Below are 19561 nucleotides of genomic sequence, written 5' to 3'. Positions count from 1 at the left end.
GTCGTTCACCTCAGAGCACCACATCCCTTCGCGGTATTCCGGTCGGGCCGGTTCTTTGACGGCCGTTCGGGCGACGGCGGCCCTGGGGCAGGTCGTCGGCTACTTGGCGTACATCAGGGTGCCGAAGCCCAGCTGGTCGTAGCCGCCGCTGGTCGAGCCGTAGTCCCCGCCGCCGCCCTCGGGGCGGACCTTCTCGGCCATGGCGGTGATGTACGGGACGGACAGGCCCCGGCGCCGCGCGTAGTGGTAGTGGACGAGGTCCCACACCGGGCGGAGCTGGCCCCGGCTCTCGGAGGAGACGGCGGTGTGGGTTTGCTGGGCGCAGTTCTGGCCGGTGCCCCAGGTGTAGCTGGTGAAGGGCACGTTCTGACCGAGGTTGTACTTGGCGACGTACTGGGCGCCCTTCATGAACCGGTTGCCGTCGTAGCCGTAGAGGTCGTCGCCCTGCGACCAGGCCATCTCGCAGAAGGCGCCCATCTGGCCGATGCCCATGACGCTGTGGCCCTGGTCGCGGCCGGCCTCCTGCCACTGGCCGAGGGCGTAGCCGGCGGAGTCGGTGTGCAGGTACGGGACGGCGTGGGCGATCGAGCCGTTCCCGGCGCCGTTCTTGAAGTAGTTGACGGCCTGGTCGTACTTGGCGCCGTCGTCGCACAGGATCCCGATCGCGAGGATCGAGTTCATCGTGCACAGGTCCCAGTTGGCCCAGTAGTTGGTGATGCAGGCGTCGTTGTGGCTTTTCAGGAACTGGTTGTTGAGCGGGTAGAAGACGTTGAGCATCATCGTCTTGAACCGGTCCAGGTTGAATCCGCTGTAGCCGCGCATGAGTTCGGCGGCGTTGGCGAACTGGTAGCCGTAGATCCCGGCGGCCAGGAACCGGTCGGCGTTGCCGGTGACGCTGGTGAGCGTCGAGGACCAGGCGTTGAGGATACGGACCGCCGCGTCGCCGTTGGCGGTGGTGCCGGCGACCTTCCAGCGCAGCGCGTTCTGGTAGGCGGCGTGGATGTCGTTGTAGAGGATGCCGTAGTTCTGGCCCGTTCCCCCGCGGATGATGGTGGCCTGCGGGTTGGGTGTCCAGGTGCTCGCGGAGTGGGAGTTGGCCGTCAGTCGGTTCCAGCCGGACAGCCACGGGTCGTCTCCGGCGGCCACCCGCACCTTCGCGCGGTTGAGTTCACCGTAGGCGTGCAGCATGCCGGGGTGGGTGAAGGTGGCCGGGGCCGCCTCCGCCGTGGTCGCGACGGAGGCGGCGCCCAGCGCGAGGGCGGCGGTGAGACCGCCGGCGGTCCTGAGCAGACCGCGACGGCTCAACTCGCCTTCGTGGGCGGATTCTTCGGGGTCGGTGTGGGGGGAAGTGCGGCTCATCGGTGCGTCTCCCGTCCATGGAGGATCGGCGGCTTCGGGGGAGGGGCGGGTGTCCCTGTCCGCCCCTCCCCCGGCGCCGCCTATGTGGGGGTGATGCTCACCTCGCTGAATCGCGCGGTGCCGTGGGTCAGCGGGCTGCGGGAGCAGACCACCAGGCCCACGTGGTAGGGGGCGTCACCGAAGCCGGGGATCTCTCCCTCGGCGAGGGGGGTGAAGGTGACGCCTCCGTCCGTGGAGACCGCCGCGGCGAAGAGGGTCCCGGTTCGCTTCAGCCGCAGCAGGCAGGGCGTGGTGACCTTGGCGTCACCGGTGAAGGCCGACCGTCCGGCCACGGTCGTGCGGAGCATGAGCTGGGCGCTGGTCCCGCCGCTGACGATCGCCCCGGCCGCCTGGTCGAACGGCGACAGCGACTTGGCCATCAGCAGCCCGACCCGGTCGGCGGTGGCCCCGGTCCGGGAGTCCAGGCGGACGACGGCCTCGCAGTCACCGGTGATCGGCCGCCGTACGAACTGGCCTGTCATCCCTTGGTTGTTGACGGTCAGGTCGACGCCCGCGCCCCGTACGACGAAGGTTCCGTCCTCCTCGTAGGAGGTGCTGCCGGGGGTGCTGACGGCGACCACGCCGAGGGTGCCGAACAGCCGGTCGTCGAGGACCGGGTCGCCGAGGTCGCCGTAGGTCCAGGGGGCGGGCGGGGGTGTGCCGACGGTCAGGGTGAGGGTGCCGGTTCCGTCGCCCGCCGCGTTGCCGGCGGTGAGGGTGACGGTGAACTCGCCGGTCCGGGTGGGGGTTCCGGAGACCAGACCGGTGCGCCGGTCGACCCGGAGGCCGTCGGGGAGCCCGCTCGCGGTGAACCGTACGGGTTCGTGCGAGGCACGGATCAGGTACGCGAAGGCGTCTCCCGCATTGGCGAACGCCCCGGTGGAAGAGGTGAGTTGGGGACGGGAAGGGCTCGGCGTCGGTGCTGCGGCCGGCTTCGAGCGCGGGCCTCGTCCGCCGCTGTTCGTCTTGGTGACGACGTAGTGGTACGTCGTGCCGGGGGCGCCCGTGGCGTCCGCGTACCGGAGGCGGGCGCCGAAGCCGACCGGGGCGACGCCGGTCGCGATCGTCAGATAGGGGCCGTCGGCGTGGGTGGCACGCAGCACCCGGTAGCGGGCGGAGAGGTCGGGATCGGTCCAGGCCAGCTCGACCGCGTCGGCTCCGGCGGTGGCCCTGAGGTCGGTCACCCGCCGGGCAGGACGGGCCACCGACCAGACCTCTCCCTGGGCGGCCGACACGACGCTGACGTTGTCGAAGGCCCCGGTGCCCGTCTCGGCGTACTCCTCGTCCACGCCCAGGCAGGACGTGAGGACCGGCCCCGCGTACACCGAACGCCCCAACTCGACCTCGGTGGAGCCGACTTCGGTCCAGTGGATGCCGTCCGGGGACATCGCCCCGATGCACCGGCGGCCCCTGCGGGTCACCCGTACCCAGTACGGGGCCCGCAGCCGGTAGCCGTCGCCCGCGCCCTCCACGTACGGGGCCTGAAGCGGTGTCGCCGACTGCGGCAGCGTGCCCAGGCTGGAGATCGGGAAGGCGGCGGACGTGGTGATGGCCTGCTGCTGGGAGGGCGGCACGGGGGTACTGCCGGTCGCCGAGATGTCGCCCCCGGCCACCTCCCGTACGCTCCACACCCCGCTCCAGGTGTGCAGCGGCAGCCCCTGGATCAGCATCGAGGCGTGGACGGCGCCCGCGTCGAGCGAGTCGCGGAGCGTGACGCCGATCTTGGAGTACTGGGAGCTGAGCGGCCACACGATCCGTGCCGTGACGGTGCCGTCGCCGCGCAGCGGCACATGCGCCAGGTGGTACGTGTCCGCCGTACCGCTCGCCCGGAGCACGAACCGCTCGCCGTCGAACGCGGCGGAGCCGGGAACCCGGACCGTCCCCAGGTCCTGGCTGGACCAGGGCTCCGGAAGACCGGCGGAGGCGGCCGCCGGGCTCGAAGTGCCGCTGAAACCCCGGGAGTTGGCGGCGGTGACGGTGTAGTAGTACGTCCGTCCCCCGCGCACGTCCGTGTCGGTGTACGTCGGCTCGTCGAGGCCGGTGGCGACCTTCTCGTAGGGGCCCTCGGGGCGGGTGGACCGCAGGATGTCGTACCCGGTGGCCCAGGCCGACGGCAGCCACGCCACCGTCACGGCCTCACGGGCACCCACCGCCGTCACCCCGGCCGGAGGCCTCGGTGCGGGAGTCGACGCGGGGGCCGCCGACCCGGCGTGGGCGAAGGTGCCGAAGCCGGGCAGATCGTCGTTGCCGCCCTCGACCACCCGGGCGCCGTTCGCACCACGGAAGACAGCCGCCTCGACAGCCGGGGCGTCGAGGCCGCGTACTCCGGCGTAGTGGGCGTAGTACATCTCGTAGACCGGCGGCAGGGTGCCGCGCCCGACGGCCGAGACGGTCTTCTTGAGGTACTTGCCGGTGCGGTCCAGGTCGGGGGTGAAGGGGACGTCGCCGCCGAGGTTGTAGCGGGCGGCGTACTCGGCGTTCGCCAGCAGGCGGTGACCGTCGAAGCCCCACAGGTCGACGCCCTGGTTCCAGGCCACCTGCGCCGCGTCGCCCAACAGGCCGACGGCCAGCTGTTCGTGCCCCTGGTCACGGCCGGACTCCTGGCCCTGGCCGGCGGCGGTGACGATCCGGCCCGCGACGCCACCATTGCCCGCGCCCGCCGCCGCGAAGCGCAGCGCGTCCTCGAAGAGGACGGGCTCCTCGCAGAACACGCCGATGGCCAGCACGGTCTGAAGGGCCGTCAGGTCCCAGTTGCCGTTGGCGTACAGCATGTAGCCGGAGACCGCCGGGTACCAGACATCGAGGAACGACCGCTCGCAGCGGGCGATGTCGGCGTCCGTCCATCCGTCGTAGCCGGAGTACCGCAGCAGTTCGGCGGCGTTGACGAACTTGAAGGCCTGCAGGCCAGCGCCGAGCGGTCCGTCCGCGCCCGTGATCATCGTGAGGGACGCCGACCAGGCGTTGAGGATGTCCCGCGCCTTGTCCGCGTGGGCCCGGTCACCGGTCACGCACCACATCAGCGCGTTCTGGTGGGCGGCGGCCGAGTCGGCGACCGCCTGCCCCATGAAGTTGCTCGGGCCGCGCCCCCAGGACGTGATCCGGCCCGTGTTCTGGATGGTGTACGTCGACTTGGACCGGGCGTGGGCGGCGAGTGCCAGATAGCCGTCGTGGACCGGTGATTCCTTCGCGGCGACCGCTGCTTTCAACCGGTCCAGGTCGGCGGCGGTGTGCAGCAGGCCCGGATGGGTGAAGGTGCGGGTCGCTCCGGTGGAGCCCGCCCACGCGGCCGTGGCGGAGGCGGACAGGAGTCCGGCGCCGGCCACGGCCGTGAACCCGGCCGCGCCGAGGAACGACCGTCTGCTGAGGGGAAGCACAGATGTCTCCTGGTCCTACGGGTGCAGCACGGTGAGCTTGACGGACTTGGTGGCCGTACCGGCGCTGTTGGTGGCCGAGACGGTGACCGTGCAGGAGCCGGGGCGGGACGGGACGCCTGAGATCAGGCCCGTCCTCGGGTCCATGCTCAGGCCCCTGGGCAGGCCCTCGGCGGCGAACGAGGTGGGCAGACCGGTCGCCGTGACGAGGTGGTTGAAGGCCCGTTTCATGGTGGCCGTGGCCTCGCCCGCGCTGGTGATCTCCGGGGCCGCGGTGACGGCGGGCGTGTCGGCGTCCAGGAAGCGGAGGTTCTGGACGTGCTCGTTGGCGAACATCGGGACCATGTCGGTCGTCAGGTACCAGCCGGGCTTCTTCATCCTGTCGTGGACGACCGTGCCGTTGACCGTCAGGTTCTGGAAGGTCAGGTTCTTGATGGGCCGGTCCGCGTCGTAGCCGGTCAGGATGGCCATGGAGGCGTGCGTGCCGTTGTACGTCAGGTTACGGACGTACACGTCCTCGATGCCGCGCCCCGGTGAGGCGTTGTACCGGTTGGCCATCACGCGCATGTTGAGCAGCTGGCCCCAGGTGAAGTCCTCCACGCGGACGTCCTGGATGCGGACGCCCCGGATGAGGTTGCTGTCGCCGGGGTTGAGGGCGAAGCAGCCCTGGTAGAGGACCTGCGGCTCGCGGTGCTGGAGGACGTCGATGTCGCTGAAGACGATGTTCTCGATGACCTCGGGCTTATCCGGGTTGCCGTGGGTACCGATGTTCACCGGGTGGGCGACGTCGGCCCACAGGGTGGAGTTCCGGACGGTGATGTTGCGGCAGTCGCCGTAGTAGTCCCAGCGGTGGGCGTAGACGGCGATGCAGTCGTCGCTGTTGCGCATGAAGACGCCCTCGATCAGCACGTCCTCGCTGCTGAACACGTCGATGCCGTCGCCCCACTGGCCGAAGCTGTAGGAGTGCAGGTTGCGGACGGTGACCTGCTGCGACTGGCCGATGGTGCAGGAGTAGCCGGTCTTGGGGTTGAGCGCGAGGATGCCGTCGATCTCGATGTCGCGGGAGAACGCCACCAGGGTCGCGGCGTCCGAGTCGTAGATGATGCCCCGGCCGAGCAGACGGGCGTTCTCCACGTGGGTGAACTCCACGCGCGCCTTGAGCACCGCGCCGCCGGCCAGGTACACCGTCTTGCCGCTGGGCACCTTCACCACGTTGTCGGTGACGGTGTGGATGCCCGGGCCGAAGTAGATGACGTCCGGGTCGTCCTCCTCGGGCCGCCACCTCTCGATCGGGTTGGCGTGCAGCTGGAGGTTGTCGTAGAGGTCGAACGCGCCGCCGTCGGCGTCCCCGATCTCGATGGAGAGGTTGCGCGGCTCGGTGAGGGCGAAGGTGATGGTGTCGCCGCTCACCTCGTGCGCGAGGTCGTACGACAGGGGGCGGATCCGCGCGGAGGGGACGGCACCCTTCGAGGAGGTGACCTGGATCTCCACGGTGCCGTGGAAGTCCAGGTTGGCGACCGAGGAGCTGCGCACGACGCCGGAGCCGGTCTTCTCGTTGATGGTCTTCGTACGGACCCGCAGCACGGGCACCGACTGCCATGCGCCACCGGGCGTACGGGCCTTGACGGAGAAGCTGGTGTTGAGGGGCAGCCCGGTCGGGACGGGGTACACCACCAGCCGGTCGGCGGCCTCGGGTCCGTCGTCCGCGCTCGCGGTGCCGGTGGCCACGCCGAGCAGGGAGTACGCGGCGGCCGTGGCACCGGCGGCCTGGAGGAGGGTGCGCCGGGACAGACCGGGGCCCTGGCTGTCGGTCATGAGCAACATCCTTACGTGCAAGGGGAGTTGAAGATATTCCCGGGCGATCGGGCCCGGGGCTGTGCGGGATGTACGGAGAACCGGCCACGCAACAACCGGTTTCTACCGGCCGACGAGGCAGAGCTTGTTCCTGACCGCAAAGTGCGTCAAGGGCCTTGACCAGTTTTCGAAAACTCCGCACCACCCCTGGGACATGGCCGTATACCCTCTCGCGTGGCGTCGACGAGTCCCCGAAGAGCGTGAACACGGCAGGTCGGCCGCGCATACCGGTCGACGCGTCGGACCGGTCCATCGGCGCCCGGACCTCACAGCCACGGGAACCGGTTGCCCTTTTCGAGCTCCGGGCTCCGGACTCCGGGCGCACCCACAGAAGATCCCGCCGCCCCCACGCCGTTTCAGCAACCGGCCACACGGGGTAACCGATTACGCCAGACCACGGTTTCCCTCCACCCCCACCGAAGCGCCGGCCATCCCCCTCCCAAGCACCCTCGCCCGGCTCCACCTCGTCGCCCGCGTCACAGCCATACGACCTGCGCATTCACGGACGCCCCCCAGCGGTGATCCGCGCACGACACCCGATCATGGCGATTGACCGCCCGTCGGACTCGGATCTACGGTAGAAGACGTTTTCTAAACCCCACCACACCGCCTCGTGCGGTCCTTCCGTCCACCCCCAGCTGTCCAGGAGAGTCATGCCCAGCGCCCAGTCGACGCGAGCCGTGTTCGCCATGGATCCGGTGCATCTGCCCCTGCTCTTCCCGCCTCCGCTCATGGCACGGCTGCGGGAGGCGGTCGAGATCGACCCCGAGTTCGTCGTACGGGACTTCGCCGATCCCGCCGCCGCCTCCGCGCTGGCCGGGGCCGAGGTGCTGATCACCGGCTGGGGCTGCCCGCACCTCGACGCGGACGTACTCGCGGCGGTGCCCCGGCTGCGGACCGTCCTGCATGCCGCGGGCTCGGTCCGCGCGCTGGTCGGCAGGGCACTGTGGCAGAGCGGGGTCACCGTCTCCAGCGCGGTGGCCGGCAACGCGCTGCCGGTCGCCGAGTACACCCTCGCGATGATCCTGCTGGCCGGGAAGGACACCTTCGACCAGCGCGAACGCTTCCGCCGGACACACACCTACCCCTCCCCCGCCGAGACCGCGGCCATCGGCAACGTCGGCCGCCGGGTCGGCGTCATCGGGGCCTCGCGTGTCGGCCGTCGACTCCTCGACCTGCTGAAACCGTTCGACTTCGCCGTCTCGCTGTACGACCCGTACGTCGACACGGCGGAGGCCGCCGCGCTGGGCGCCGAGCCGATGGCGCTGGATAACCTGCTGCGCACCAGCGACATCGTCAGCCTCCACGCCCCCGACATCCCCGCGACCTACCGCATGCTCGACCGCGGCAGACTCGCGCTCATCCGGGACGGCGGCGTCCTCATCAACACCTCCCGGGGCGCCCTGGTCGACCCGGACGCCCTCACCGACGAGTTGCTCTCCGGCCGGCTCAAAGCGGTCCTCGACGTGACCGAACCGGAGCCGCTGCCCGTGGGCTCCCCGCTCTACAACCTCCCCAACGTCTTCCTCACCCCGCACATCGCGGGCTCCCTCGGCAACGAGCTGGAGCGCCTCGGCCGTACCGTCGTCGAGGAACTGGAGCGTCTCGCCTCGGGTCTGCCACCGGCCCACCAGGTACGGCACACGGACCTGGCCCGGGTCGCCTGAACCGGCCCGCCACCCTCGCGCGCAATCAATGCGCGGGCCGCGTAAACGTTTTCACACCCCGCCCTCGCAAGCCCTGCGCTCGCGCCCGCCTTCCCGCCGCACGGCACACCCCTGACCTGGGAACGCCCCGTCACACAACGGCCGCCGAACGTCCGCTTCCGGCAACCCCAGCGACAATCCGGCGTAATAATTTGCCGTCGCGCTCTTGCGTGAGCCGATCAGGCGACCTACGTTTCACAGCAACCGTTTACTACAACGTTCCGTAGGGGCCCCGAGACCCGAGCTGACGGTCCGCCTCGCTCGCCGTCGCCCCACCGAGCCGCCCCTCGGCCCCCTCGCCCTCGCTTCCGCGATCGTCTACGTCTCGAAGGATGACCGTACGATGAACTCCCTCAGCCCTCGGAGAAGGTTCGCCCGCGTCGCCGTCGCGAGTGTGGCGCTGACAGGTCTGCTCGCCGCGTGCGGTGGCTCGGACTCGGGCGACGACGGTTCCTCCGGAGCCTCCGGTCCGGTCACCCTCCCCTTCTGGGGCTGGGCCAACGGCCAGGAGGCCCTCGTCAAGGCGTTCAACGCCTCCCACAAGGACGTCCAGCTCAAGTACACCAAGGTCACCGACCAGTTGACCATGCAGAAACAGCTCAGCAACGCGGTGAAGGCGGGCAACGCCCCCTGTCTGCTGCAGAACACCGCCGAGTACGTGACGACCTGGGTGTCGCAGGGCGCGCTCGCCGACATCACCGAGTACGTCGGGTCGAGCGAGGACAAGTTCAACGCCGGTGCGTGGGCCGGTGTCCAGGTGCAGGGCAAGGTCTACGGCGTGCCCACCAGCTCGGCGCCCGCCTTCACGATCTACCGCACCGACGTCTTCGACAAGTACGGCCTCAAGGCACCCGCGACCTGGGACGACTTCATCGCCGCCGGCAAGGTCCTGAAGAAGCACGACATCCACATCACCAACTACGCCGGCGAGGACCCGAGCACCCTGGAGGTGCTGGCCATGCAGGCCGGTGCCCACTGGTACGCGATCGACGGCGACTCCTGGAAGGTGGACTTCCAGGACGAGGGCAGCCTGAAGGCCGCCGACGTGATCCAGCAGATCATCGACGACGACCTCAACTCCAAGCTCTCCTTCGCCGACTACGCGGCCGTGCAGCGCAACTACGACAAGGGCGGCACGGTCACCCGCCAGATCTCCACCTGGCAGATGTCCGGCATGGTGCAGAACTTCACCGACTCCTTCGGCAAGTGGGCGCTCTCGCCCTGGCCGACGTACCAGGGCGAGGCGGCCAAGACGCCGGCCGGCACCAACCAGAGCGGTGGCATGAACCTGGTCACCGAACAGTGCAAGTACAAGAAGCAGGCGGCCGAGGCGGCGTTGTGGCTGTCCACTGACACCGGCGCGGTCAAGTCCATGGCGAGCCCGGAGACCGGCAGCGGTGTCATGCCGGCCCTGGCCGACAGCGACGCCTACGTCTCCGAGGCGATCTCCGAGAAGCTGCTCGGCGACAACTACGCGCCCGGCGAGAAGATCGTCACCGACAGCCTGGGCACCGTCACCGCGGACTGGGTCTACGGCCCGAACTGGACCGCCATGTTCACCGAGTTGCAGAGCGAATGGGGCAAGGTCGTCAGCAAGGAACAGAAGGTCACCGACCTGCTCGCGCACATGCAGGAGTGGACGGTCAAGGACCTGAAGTCGCGCGGTATCAACGTCAAGGGCTGAGGCATCCTTCGATGATTCGCTCCCAGCGCTGGAAGGGTGCCGCGTTCACGGTGCCCTTCCAGCTCGGATTCGTCTTCCTCTATCTGCTGCCGATCGGATACGCGGTCTACGAGTCGCTGTTCCAGGAGAAGCAGTCCGGGCTCGGCCTCGGCGGCGCGACCCGGGAGTTCTCGGGGCTGGACAACTACCGACTCGGGCTGACCGACTCGGCGTTCACGGGCGCCATCCTGCGGGTGGTGCTGTTCGCCTGCGTCCAGATCCCGTTCATGCTGCTGGTCAGCCTGGTCCTGGCACTGTTCCTGGACGCCCTCACCTCCAAGGCCGCGAACCGGTTCCGGATCGTGCTGCTGGTCCCGTACATGATCCCCGGCGTGGTCGCGGCGATCGTGTGGATCAACCTGTACAGCCCCGAGGTGGGCCCCCTGACCCCGATCGGCGACCTCTTCGGGTTCGACTGGAACTTCTTCGCACCCTCCATGGTGTGGCCGTCCATCGGCAACCTGCTCACCTGGCACGGCATCGGCTACAACATGGTGATCATCTACTCGGCGCTCCAGGGCGTGCCCCGCGAACTGTTCGAGGCCGCCCGCCTCGACGGCGCCTCCGAGTCCCGGATCGCGCTGAGCATCAAGATCCCGTTCGTACGCGGGGCGTTGGTCCTGACCGGACTGCTCTCCATCATCCAGATGCTCCAGATCTTCAACGAGCCGGCGCTGTTCCGGAGAATCACCCCGGAGACCGTCGACGACGGCTTCACCCCGATCATGATCATCTACAACCAGGCGTTCAACGCGGGCAACTACCACTACGCCGCCGCCCTGTCGGTGCTCCTCGCCCTGATCCTCGGCGTCGCCTCGCTCCTCTTCTACCGGCTGACCTCGAAGGAGGTCGACTGATGGCCACGACCACCACCGACTCCCCCAAGAAGCCCGGGAAATCCGGGAACACCGAAGAGCCCCGGAACACCGGGAGGTCCGGGAAGGCCGGGAGGTCCGGCGTGCCTCCCGTACGGCGGATCGCCGGCCCCGACGCGGCCTCACGCGGGCGCGGCGGCCAGCGGTTCATCCTGCTCGGCCTGATCCTGGCGAGCGTCTACAGCCTGTTCCCGGTGTGGTGGCTGATCGTCGCCGCCACCAAGGACCGGGTGGGGCTGTACCAGAGCAACGGCATGTGGTTCTCCGACATGCACCTCTGGGACAACCTGCACCAGCTGTTCACCTACGAGGACGGCATCTTCCTGCGCTGGACCGCCAACTCGTTCCTGTACGCCGGTGTCGGCTCCCTCGGCGGCACGCTGATCGCGCTGGCGACCGGTTACGGCCTGGCCCGCTTCGACTTTCCGGGCCGGGGTGTGGTGTTCGCGTGCGTGGTGGGGTCGTTCCTGATCCCGATCGCCCTGCTGACACTCCCGCTGTACCTGATGTTCTCGAAGATCGGCCTGGTCGACACCCCGTGGGCGATGCTGATCCCCTGCCTCATCAACCCCTTCAGCGTGTATCTGGCCAAGGTCTACACCGAGGCGACGGTCCCCTTCGAGCTGTTGGAGGCGGCCCGGATCGACGGGGCCGGGGAGCTGCGCATCTTCTTCAGCATCGTGCTGCGGATGATGACCACGGGCGGCGCGACGGTCTTCCTGCTGGCCTTCGTCAACACCTGGAACGCCTTCTTCCTCCCGCTGACCGTCCTGCGCGGCAAGGAGAACTGGACGCTCAACCTCGGCCTCTACTACTGGACCGGCAAGACGCTGGAGTCCGGCATCGACGTGACCAGCCTCGTCCTGACCGGCGCCCTGCTGTCCATCGTCCCGCTGGCCGTCATGATGACCGCGATGCGCCGCTACTGGCGGTCGGGCGTGACGCTGGGGGCGCTGAAGTGACGGCCTTCTCCGGAGCGCCGGGAGCCGGTGCCAGGACCGTGGCCCGCAACCCCGTCATCCGCGGCTTCGCCCCCGACCCGTCCCTGATCAGGGTCGGCGAGTGGTACTACGTGGCGACCAGTTCGTTCGAGTGGTTCCCGACGATCCCGATACACCGTTCCAGGGATCTCGCGCACTGGGAGTACGCCGGTCATGTGCGCGGCGCGGCCCCGGGCGGCTCTCTCGCGGGTGTCCCCGACTCGGCCGGCATCTGGGCGCCTTCGCTGAGCTGGGACGGCGACCGTTTCTGGGTGGTCTACACGATCGTGCGGTCGGTCGGCACGCGCTACTTCGACCTGGACACCTACGTCAGCACGGCCCCGGCGGTCGACGGCGACTGGACCGCGCCGGCGCGAATCTCCAGCCACGGCTTCGACCCCGCGCTGTTCCACCACGAGGGCCGGCTCTGGCTGCTCAACATGCAGAGCGACCACCGCCCGGGCGGCAAGCGGTTCGCCGGGATCGTCCTGACGGAGTTGGACCGTTCCACCCTGCGCCCCCTGGGCGACACCCATCTCCTGCTCCAGCACGACCGGCTGATCGAGGGCCCCAAGCTCCTGGTCCGCGACGGCTGGTACTACCTGGTCCTCGCCGAGGGCGGTACCGGAGTCGAACACGGGGTGCGGGTGGCGCGCGGCCGCACACTGACCGGCCCGTACGAACTCGACGGCCTGCCCCTGCTGACGACCCGGGACGACCCCAAAAGCCCGTTGCAGAAGGCCGGGCACGCCGAACTGGTCGAGACGCCGACCGGCGAGTGGTTCCTCAGCCACCTCACCGCGCGCCCCCTGCACACCGACCACGGCATCCGCTGCCCCTTGGGCCGGGAGACCGCCGTCCAGGCGGTGACCTGGGACGCGGAGGGCTGGCCCCGGCTGCGGCAAGGGGGTTGGCATCCGGCGGTGGAGGTGGAGGTGCCGCAGGGGGAGGTGGAGGCACCGGCCGTGGAGGCGGAGACATCGGCCGTGGAAGTGCAGACACCGGCCATGGTGGTGCAGACACCGGCCGTAGGGGCGGCGGGCGCGGCTGGGAAAGCGTCGCCGGTGGGCTTCGATGCGTCCGTGGTCCCGCCGGGCGTCGGCACACCTGCCGTGCCTGCCGTGCCTGCCGTGCCTGCCGTGCCTGCCGTGCCTGCCGTGCCTGCCGTGCCTGCCGTGCCTGCCGTGCCTGCCGTGCCTGCGGTGCCTGCCGTGCCTGCCGCGTCGGCGTCCGCCCTCGCGCCGGGAGCACAGCCCTCCGTACTCGCGCCCGGCGCACTACCGTCCGCCCTCGTGCCGGCCGCGCAGGAGGGCACGTTGTCCTGGCCGTGGAGCAGTCTGCGGGCCGAGCCGGACGCCTCCTGGGCCGACACGGCCGCCCGTCCCGGCTGGATCCGGCTGCGTGGCCGGCAGGGTCCCGAATCGCTGTGGGAGCAGAGTCTGTTGGCCCAGCGGATCACCGAGCACCGGGCGGAGGTGGAGGTCACCGTCGAGGCCCGGCCGCGCACCTTCGGCGAGGCCGCCGGGCTGACCCTCCGGTACAACACCGCGTCCTACGTCGCCCTCGACCTGACCTGGGCCGAACCCGAGGGCGAGCCGCAGCGCGGCCAGCAGTGGCGGGGCGGGGGCCGTACCGTGCTCAGCCTCCTCGAACGCGACGAGGACGGGGCCCGGCAGGTGGCCGTGGTCGAGGTCGAGCCGGGGCGGCCGGTCACCCTGGGGGCGAGCGTCGACGGCGCGGAGGCGCGCTTCTGGTACCTCCGCGACGGCGTACGCACCCCCATGGGACCGGTCCTGGACTTCACCCACCTCTCCGACGACTACGGCTCCCGGCTGCGCTTCACCGGCACCTTGGCCGGCATCCACGCCCAGGACCTCGTCGCCGCGGAGTTCCAAGCGGACTTCAGCGGATTCCGGCTGGTGTGCGCGGCGGAGTGAGGGAGACGAGTGAGGGAGACGGATGAAGGGTGACGGGTGACGGGTGCGGGGATTCGGGCACTTCCCAGCCGCGCCTCCGGCCAGGGTGCGGGACCCGGAACTCCCGCGCAGAGAACTGACCCGACCCTCGCCCATCCCTCGCCCGCCTTGCGCCCATAGCCGCCCCCGCCCTCTATTCTTCGCCCCACCAGCCCCCACAGCCGCCCCGGCCTCGCCCAGCCCGGCGTCCGCGCCCCGGTCCGCGGCCGACCCTCCGCAGAGCCCCCTGCCCGTTGTTCGAGGTTTCGAAAGTTTTGGCTGGGGCGGTCCTGTCAACTTGACCCGGTCCTGAAGGGCCGGGCTTGGAGGTAGTGCCCAGCTGGCGGCTGGGTGGGCTCCTCCGTCCTGCCACCCCTTACGGGGTGGCTGGGACGCGTGACTCACGCCCCGCGTTCCACACCACGGCGCCACGTTGGGCGATGTTGTGGGAAGCGTTCCGGTCCGCGTGGGCAACGACCCCGCAGTTCCGGCAGATGAAGAGGGCCTGGTCGACCCGGTTCTTCTTGTCGACGTGCCCGCACTCGCAGCATGTCTGCGAGGTGTGGGCAGGGTCGACGTGAACCACGGGCACGCCTGCTCGGCGTGCCTTGTACGCGATGAACTCTCCGAGCTGGGCGAAGGCCCAGGAGTGGAGCGCGACCCTCCCCCACTGCCTTAAGGGCGTGGGAGGTACCCCCAGGCTTGCGGAGCCGTACCCTCTGCCGGATGCCGCCCAAATCTTCCAGGGCGATTCCGGCCGAGGTGCGTTCAGCCTCGGTCACGATGCGTTTCGCGATGATGTGGTTGGTGTTGGAGACATGGCGCTGCTCGCGCCGGTTGCGCTTCTTCAGCAGCCGCTTGGCGGACTTGGTGCCCTTGCGCTGGAGCTTGCCGCGTAGATCGCCGTGGCGTTTGCGGTGGTGGTTCAGGTCGCGCCCGGCGGCCTGGTAGCCGGTGGACGTAGTGGCGATGTTGACGATGCCGAGGTCGACGCCGATGAACCCGTCGGGCTCGTACTGCTTCTCCTCGGGGACCTCGCAGGTAGCGATCAGGTAGAACACGCCGTCGCGTTCCACCAGATCCGATTCGCCTTGCCGGTGCTCACGCAGCATCTTGAGGCCGTCGGCGGAACAGACGAACCGCACACCCCGGATGCGTCCGGCAGTGGTCCAGATGGACACCGTCTGCGCGTCGTACTGCCAGCTCAGGCACCGGTCGTCGTACGGCTGGGCTGCCTCGGGCCGAAAGGCGACGGGCTTGGACTCGGCCTTCCTGCGCCGCTTCGAGCCCGGTCTGCCGAGGTTCCCAGCCTTGATGTTGGCCTTGAGTGTCGTGTAGGCGTCGCGGACCTTCTTGATGGTGTGCTGGGCTGCTTGCGCTCCCAACCCCCGCGACTTCAACTCCGCGTAGGTGTGCTTACGCAGCTCGTACTCACGCGGCACGCCCTGCTCGAACGCCACCGCCGACACCCAGTTCGCGGCCTCGTTGACCGTGCGCAGGGCCGCGAGAAGCGCGGTGGCCTGCCCGGCCTCCGGCATCAGCTTTACCTGCACAACGAGTTTCACAGGCGTGATCGTATCGTTGATCTATGTCACCACGCTGGGAACCAAACCCCAATATTCGTAGGGGTAGAACAGTCGTCTACACCCTTCACGCGCACTTGGTCTTCACACCAAAGTATCGGCGCGGCCCGTTCACCGATGAGATCCTTCGGCGCTGCGAGGAGGTCATGCGTGACGTGTGCGCGGACTTCGACACCGAGCTGGTGGAGTTCAACGGGGAGAGGGACCACGTCCACCTGCTGGTGCACTACCCGCCCAAAGTCGCCCTGTCCCGGCTGGTCGGCTCTCTCAAGGGCGTCTCTGCCCGGCGGCTCCGCCAGGAGTTCCCAGCCCATATCCGTAAGTACCTGTGGGGTGACCACTTCTGGTCGCCTTCGTACTTCGCCGCCTCGTGCGGCGGAGCACCGTTGGAGATCATCAAGGAGTACATCGAGAACCAGAAGCGACCTGGCTGAGGTCAACAGTGCAGCCCCGTGGGCACCTGCAAGTCAGAGCGATCCAGAGAAGCGCTTCCTCCCGGACGTGAACGCCCGGGGTTCCGCGCTAGATCAAGCTGAATCCCTGCTTCTTCCCGCCGTGTTGAGTTGGGCTTAACGTAGGAAGCGCTTGCTACGCGGTCGGGCTTCCGTCGCGGGGGCGACGCTGTTCGAAAATTTCACCGGCCCTCGGGACGGGCACTGAGAGGTGGAGTCGCGATGGTGCGGGGCGGGAGCGTGACGGCCGGGCCGACGCTGGCGGTGGTGGCGCGCGAGGCCGGGGTGTCCGTGCCGACGGCCTCGAAGGTGGTCAACGGCCGGGAGGACGTGGCCCCCGAGACCAGGCGCCGGGTCACCGAGGCGTTGGACCGGCTCGGCTATGTCCGGCGACCCCGGTTCGAGGCGTCGCAACCACCGCGCATGGTCGACCTGGTCGTGCACTCGCTGGAGAGCTCCTGGTCGGGCGCGGTGCTGCACGGCGTCGAACAGGCCGCCCACGACGCCGGCCTGGAGGTCGTGGTCTCGGCCGGCCTGACCCGCACCCGGGGCGCCCGCCCCGAACGCGGCTGGTTCGACAAGCTGACCGCCCGCGGCTCGGCGGGCGTGCTGTTCAACCTGGCGGAGCTGTCCCCCGCCCAGTACTCCTGGCTCACCCAGCACCGCATCCCCTTCGTGCTGATCGACCCGGTCCTGGAACCGCCGGCCGGCGTGGTGTCCGTGGGCGCCGCCAACTGGCAGGGCGGCATGACCGCCACCGACCATCTGCTGTCCCTGGGGCACGAACGGATCGCCGTGATCGCCGGGTACCGGCGCAAGATGTGCAGCAGCGACCGGGTGGCGGGCTACCGCTCCGCGCTGACGGCCGCGGGAATGCCGTACCGGCCGGAGTACGTCCGTTACGGCAACTTCATGGAGACCACCGCACGCCACCGTATGCTCCAGTTGCTCGACCTCCCCGAGCCTCCGACCGCCGTCTTCGTCTGCTCGGACAAGATGGCCCTCGGCGTGTACGAGGCGCTGGCCGAGCGGGGGCTGCGGGTGCCGGACGACATCAGCGTGGTCGGTTTCGACGACCTTCCCGAGGCCCGCTGGGCGACTCCCGGCCTGACCACCGTCCGCCAGCCGCTCTCGGAGATGGCCCAGACCGCGCTTCGGCTGCTCGTGCGGATGATGGAGGGCGACCAGCCGGAGGGCACCCGCACCGAGTTGTCGACGCGGCTGGTGGAGCGGGCCAGCACGGGGGCGCTGCGCTCGGCCTGAGGGGTGGGCGCCGGGTGCGTCGCGGTTCGGTGAAGGGGTTGCGGCGGCCCTGAGTTCGGGTGAACGGTTGGCGTCGTGGGACCGTACGCATAGGGATGGCCAATCGGGTGTCCCGGCGGTCCCGCGGCCCCGGCCCACTCCGCTCCACCAGCACTGAGCTCCACATGCTCCACAGGGAAGGACCTTCGGGTTGTCGCACATACGCTCTCCGCAGCTTCCGGGACCGACACCGGCGCCGGATGACGACAAAGCCCCGGAGGACGCCGCCCCTCCGAAGCCGGAAGCGGTAACGGAGACCGAGGCAACGGCAGCGGAGCCCGAGGAGGGACAGTCCGAGGAGGCACAGTCCGAGGGCGGGCCCGGCCTCAAGGCCGAGGCGGAGAACCCCGAGAAGCCCCAGTCAGCTCTCCCGACCGAAGCGGACAAGCCCGAGTCCGACCTGAAGGCCGAAGCGGAGAACCCCGAGAAGCCCCAGTCCGACCTCAAGGCCGACGCAGACGAGCCCGAGCCGTCCGCCGCACCCGAACCTGAGCCCGAGCACGGGAACGGGAACGGGAACGAGACCGAGCTCAAGGCCAAGTCGGCCCCGGAGCCCGAGCCCACGCCCGATGTCTCCGCCGAGCCCGGTCCTGCGCCCGATGTCTCCGCCGAGCCCGGTCCTGAACCCGATCCCGGCCCCGAGTGGATCGCGTCCCCGTCCGGCTGGCGGGCGAGGCACCCCCGGGCCGCGCGGGCTGTCGCCTGGGCCGTGACCGGGCTGGCCATCGTCCTCGTCCTGTTCGCGCTGGTCGTGCCGAACGACATCACCGAGATCGACTTCGGCCGGTTCCTGCGGATCCCGGCGGAGGGGATCCTCGTGGCGGGGCTGCTGCTCGTACTGCCGACGATGGCGCGGCGGGTGGCAGTGGTGGTGGTCGGGGCGGTGCTCGGACTGCTGACGATCGTCAAGGCGCTGGACATGGGGTCGTACTGGACCCTGGACCGGCCGTTCGACCTGGTGCTGGACTGGATTCTGCTGGACGACGCACAGTCGTTCATGAAGGACTCGCTCGGCGGCGCGGTCGCGCAGGCCGCGACGGTCGGGCTGATCGCGCTGGCGCTGGCGCTGCCGGTGCTGATGACCCTCGCGGTCCTGCGGATCAGCAGGCTGATGGTGCGCAACCGGCACACGGCGAGCCGTACGCTGCTCGTCCTGGGAACGGCGTGGATCACCTGCTCGACGCTGACGCTGGAGATATCCGACGTGCCGGTGGCCTCGCACAGCGCGGCCACGCTCGTGGAGAACCGGATCGAGTCGGTGGGCGACGGGCTGAAGGACGGGGAGGCGTTCCGCAAGCAGGCCGCGGTGGACGCCTTCGCCGACGTACCGCCTGACCAGTTGCTGACCGGGCTGCGCGGCAAGGACGTACTGATCACGTTCATCGAGAGCTACGGCCGCTCCGCGATCGACGACCCGCGGATGGGCGAGCCGCTCGGTGAGACGCTCGCGCGGAAGACGCAGGAGCTGAAGGACGCCGGGTACGCGTCGCGGAGCGGCTGGCTGCGCTCCCCCATCACGGGCGCCGGCAGCTGGCTGGGGCACTCCACGTTCCTGTCCGGCCTGTGGATCAAGAACCAGTCGCGTTACTCCCAACTCGTCGCGAGCGACCGTCTCACCCTCACCGAGGCGTTCCGCCGCACCGGCGCCTGGCGCACGGTCGGTATCGTCCCGGGCACCCAGATGGCCTGGCCGGAGGGCAAGTACTTCGGCCTGGACCACATCTACGACTCCGACCAACTCGGTTACAAGGGGCCGAAGTTCAGCTGGTCGACCATGCCCGACCAGTACACGTTGAAGGCCTTCGAGGAGCTGGAGCACGGCAAGGAGGACCGTGAGCCGATGATGGCGGAGATCATCCTGACCTCCAGCCACAACCCGTGGGCGCCCATCCCGAGCACGATCCCCGAGGACCAGGTCGGCGACGGGTCGGTCTACCACTCGCTGCAGAAGGCCGAGGGCAAGGACCCGACGGAGGTCTGGAAGGATCCCCTGGCCGTCCGGGACGAGTACCGCAAGTCCATCCAGTACTCGGTGACCAGCCTCGTCGACCACGTCGCGAAGTACGGTTCCAAGGACACCGTCCTGATCTTCCTCGGCGACCACCAGCCCAACAAGACGGTCACCGGCGACAACCCCAGCCACGACGTGCCGGTCTCGATCGTCGCCCAGGACCCCGAGGTGCTGGAGAAGATCTCCGACTGGGGCTGGACGGACGGTCTGCAGCCCGCCGACACCACGCCGGTGTGGCGGATGGACAAGTTCCGCGACCGCTTCATGACGGCGTTCGGCCCGCAGCAGCCGGGCGGTATCCCCTCCCCCTGATCGACGGCACATCACGCCCAACGCCTCGGAGCACCACGC

11 protein-coding genes and 1 pseudogene are annotated in these 19561 nt (G+C 69.5%); 8 read left to right on the top strand and 4 right to left on the bottom strand.

The window, feature by feature from the left end; all coding sequences use genetic code 11:
* Positions 1–99 precede the first annotated feature (99 nt).
* The 3 genes from OG202_RS37935 to OG202_RS37925 all read right to left on the bottom strand — a co-directional run bounded on the left by OG202_RS37935 (position 100) and on the right by OG202_RS37925 (position 6584).
* Entirely contained in the window at positions 100–1359 is a 1260-nt protein-coding gene (locus OG202_RS37935; RefSeq protein ID WP_327727297.1) for an alginate lyase family protein, read from the bottom strand.
* 80 nt (positions 1360–1439) lie between these two features.
* Positions 1440–4772 (bottom strand): alginate lyase family protein, encoded by a 3333-nt coding sequence (locus tag OG202_RS37930; RefSeq protein ID WP_327727298.1) that lies wholly within the window; start codon positions 4770–4772, stop codon positions 1440–1442.
* A gap of 15 nt (positions 4773–4787) precedes the next feature.
* Positions 4788–6584, bottom strand: coding sequence for a putative Ig domain-containing protein (locus OG202_RS37925; protein WP_327727299.1), 1797 nt, complete (start codon positions 6582–6584; stop codon positions 4788–4790).
* 692 nt (positions 6585–7276) lie between these two features.
* On the opposite strand from OG202_RS37925, the gene OG202_RS37920 reads away from it, so the two are divergent.
* From OG202_RS37920 to OG202_RS37900, 5 genes are all read left to right on the top strand, one after another.
* A complete protein-coding gene (locus OG202_RS37920) occupies positions 7277–8290 on the top strand; it encodes a hydroxyacid dehydrogenase (protein ID WP_327727300.1) in 1014 nt (337 codons plus the stop codon).
* Between the two features lie 382 nt (positions 8291–8672).
* Positions 8673–10013: an ABC transporter substrate-binding protein gene (locus OG202_RS37915; RefSeq protein ID WP_326575543.1), complete on the top strand. Its 1341-nt coding sequence runs from the start codon at positions 8673–8675 to the stop codon at positions 10011–10013.
* Between the two features lie 11 nt (positions 10014–10024).
* The gene (locus OG202_RS37910) at positions 10025–10909 is read left to right on the top strand and encodes a carbohydrate ABC transporter permease (RefSeq protein ID WP_326575545.1); all 885 of its coding nucleotides are present in this window, start codon (positions 10025–10027) and stop codon (positions 10907–10909) included.
* The gene (locus OG202_RS37905) at positions 10909–11889 is read left to right on the top strand and encodes a carbohydrate ABC transporter permease (RefSeq protein WP_327727301.1); all 981 of its coding nucleotides are present in this window, start codon (positions 10909–10911) and stop codon (positions 11887–11889) included. The genes OG202_RS37910 and OG202_RS37905 overlap by 1 nt, the downstream gene beginning before the upstream one ends.
* Positions 11886–13844 (top strand): glycoside hydrolase family 43 protein, encoded by a 1959-nt coding sequence (locus tag OG202_RS37900; protein ID WP_328224246.1) that lies wholly within the window; start codon positions 11886–11888, stop codon positions 13842–13844. Before OG202_RS37905 ends, OG202_RS37900 begins: the two co-directional genes overlap by 4 nt.
* A gap of 394 nt (positions 13845–14238) precedes the next feature.
* Here the strand turns inward: OG202_RS37900 and OG202_RS37895 are convergent.
* Positions 14239–15400, bottom strand: a pseudogene (locus OG202_RS37895) (RNA-guided endonuclease InsQ/TnpB family protein).
* Between the two features lie 50 nt (positions 15401–15450).
* Here OG202_RS37895 and tnpA point away from each other — a divergent pair.
* The 3 genes from tnpA (at position 15451) to OG202_RS37880 (ending at position 19522) form a co-directional block, all read left to right on the top strand.
* Positions 15451–15879 carry an IS200/IS605 family transposase gene (tnpA, locus tag OG202_RS37890; protein WP_326582560.1) on the top strand — a complete coding sequence of 143 codons (429 nt, stop codon included), beginning with the start codon at positions 15451–15453 and terminating at the stop codon, positions 15877–15879.
* A gap of 240 nt (positions 15880–16119) precedes the next feature.
* The gene (locus OG202_RS37885) at positions 16120–17160 is read left to right on the top strand and encodes a LacI family DNA-binding transcriptional regulator (RefSeq protein WP_326575553.1); all 1041 of its coding nucleotides are present in this window, start codon (positions 16120–16122) and stop codon (positions 17158–17160) included.
* Between the two features lie 190 nt (positions 17161–17350).
* Entirely contained in the window at positions 17351–19522 is a 2172-nt protein-coding gene (locus tag OG202_RS37880) for a sulfatase (protein WP_327727304.1), read from the top strand.
* The last annotated feature ends 39 nt before the right edge of the window (positions 19523–19561 follow it).

It is taken from the genome of Streptomyces sp. NBC_00310 (assembly GCF_036208085.1).
Lineage (GTDB): Bacteria > Actinomycetota > Actinomycetes > Streptomycetales > Streptomycetaceae > Streptomyces.
The sequence above is the reverse complement of the archived record's forward strand: the minus strand, read 5'-3'. Positions and strand labels throughout refer to the sequence as shown.

Bases quoted from the DNA above. Each gene is read 5' to 3' on its own strand.
- OG202_RS37935 (WP_327727297.1), bottom strand. From the start codon at position 1,359: ATGAGCCGCACTTCCCCCCACACCGACCCCGAAGAATCCGCCCACGAA.
- OG202_RS37920 (WP_327727300.1), top strand. From the start codon at position 7,277: ATGCCCAGCGCCCAGTCGACGCGAGCCGTGTTCGCCATGGATCCGGTG.
- tnpA (WP_326582560.1), top strand. From the start codon at position 15,451: ATGTCACCACGCTGGGAACCAAACCCCAATATTCGTAGGGGTAGAACA.
- OG202_RS37910 (WP_326575545.1), top strand. From the start codon at position 10,025: ATGATTCGCTCCCAGCGCTGGAAGGGTGCCGCGTTCACGGTGCCCTTC.
- OG202_RS37915 (WP_326575543.1), top strand. From the start codon at position 8,673: ATGAACTCCCTCAGCCCTCGGAGAAGGTTCGCCCGCGTCGCCGTCGCG.
- OG202_RS37925 (WP_327727299.1), bottom strand. From the start codon at position 6,584: ATGACCGACAGCCAGGGCCCCGGTCTGTCCCGGCGCACCCTCCTCCAG.
- OG202_RS37905 (WP_327727301.1), top strand. From the start codon at position 10,909: ATGGCCACGACCACCACCGACTCCCCCAAGAAGCCCGGGAAATCCGGG.
- OG202_RS37885 (WP_326575553.1), top strand. From the start codon at position 16,120: ATGGTGCGGGGCGGGAGCGTGACGGCCGGGCCGACGCTGGCGGTGGTG.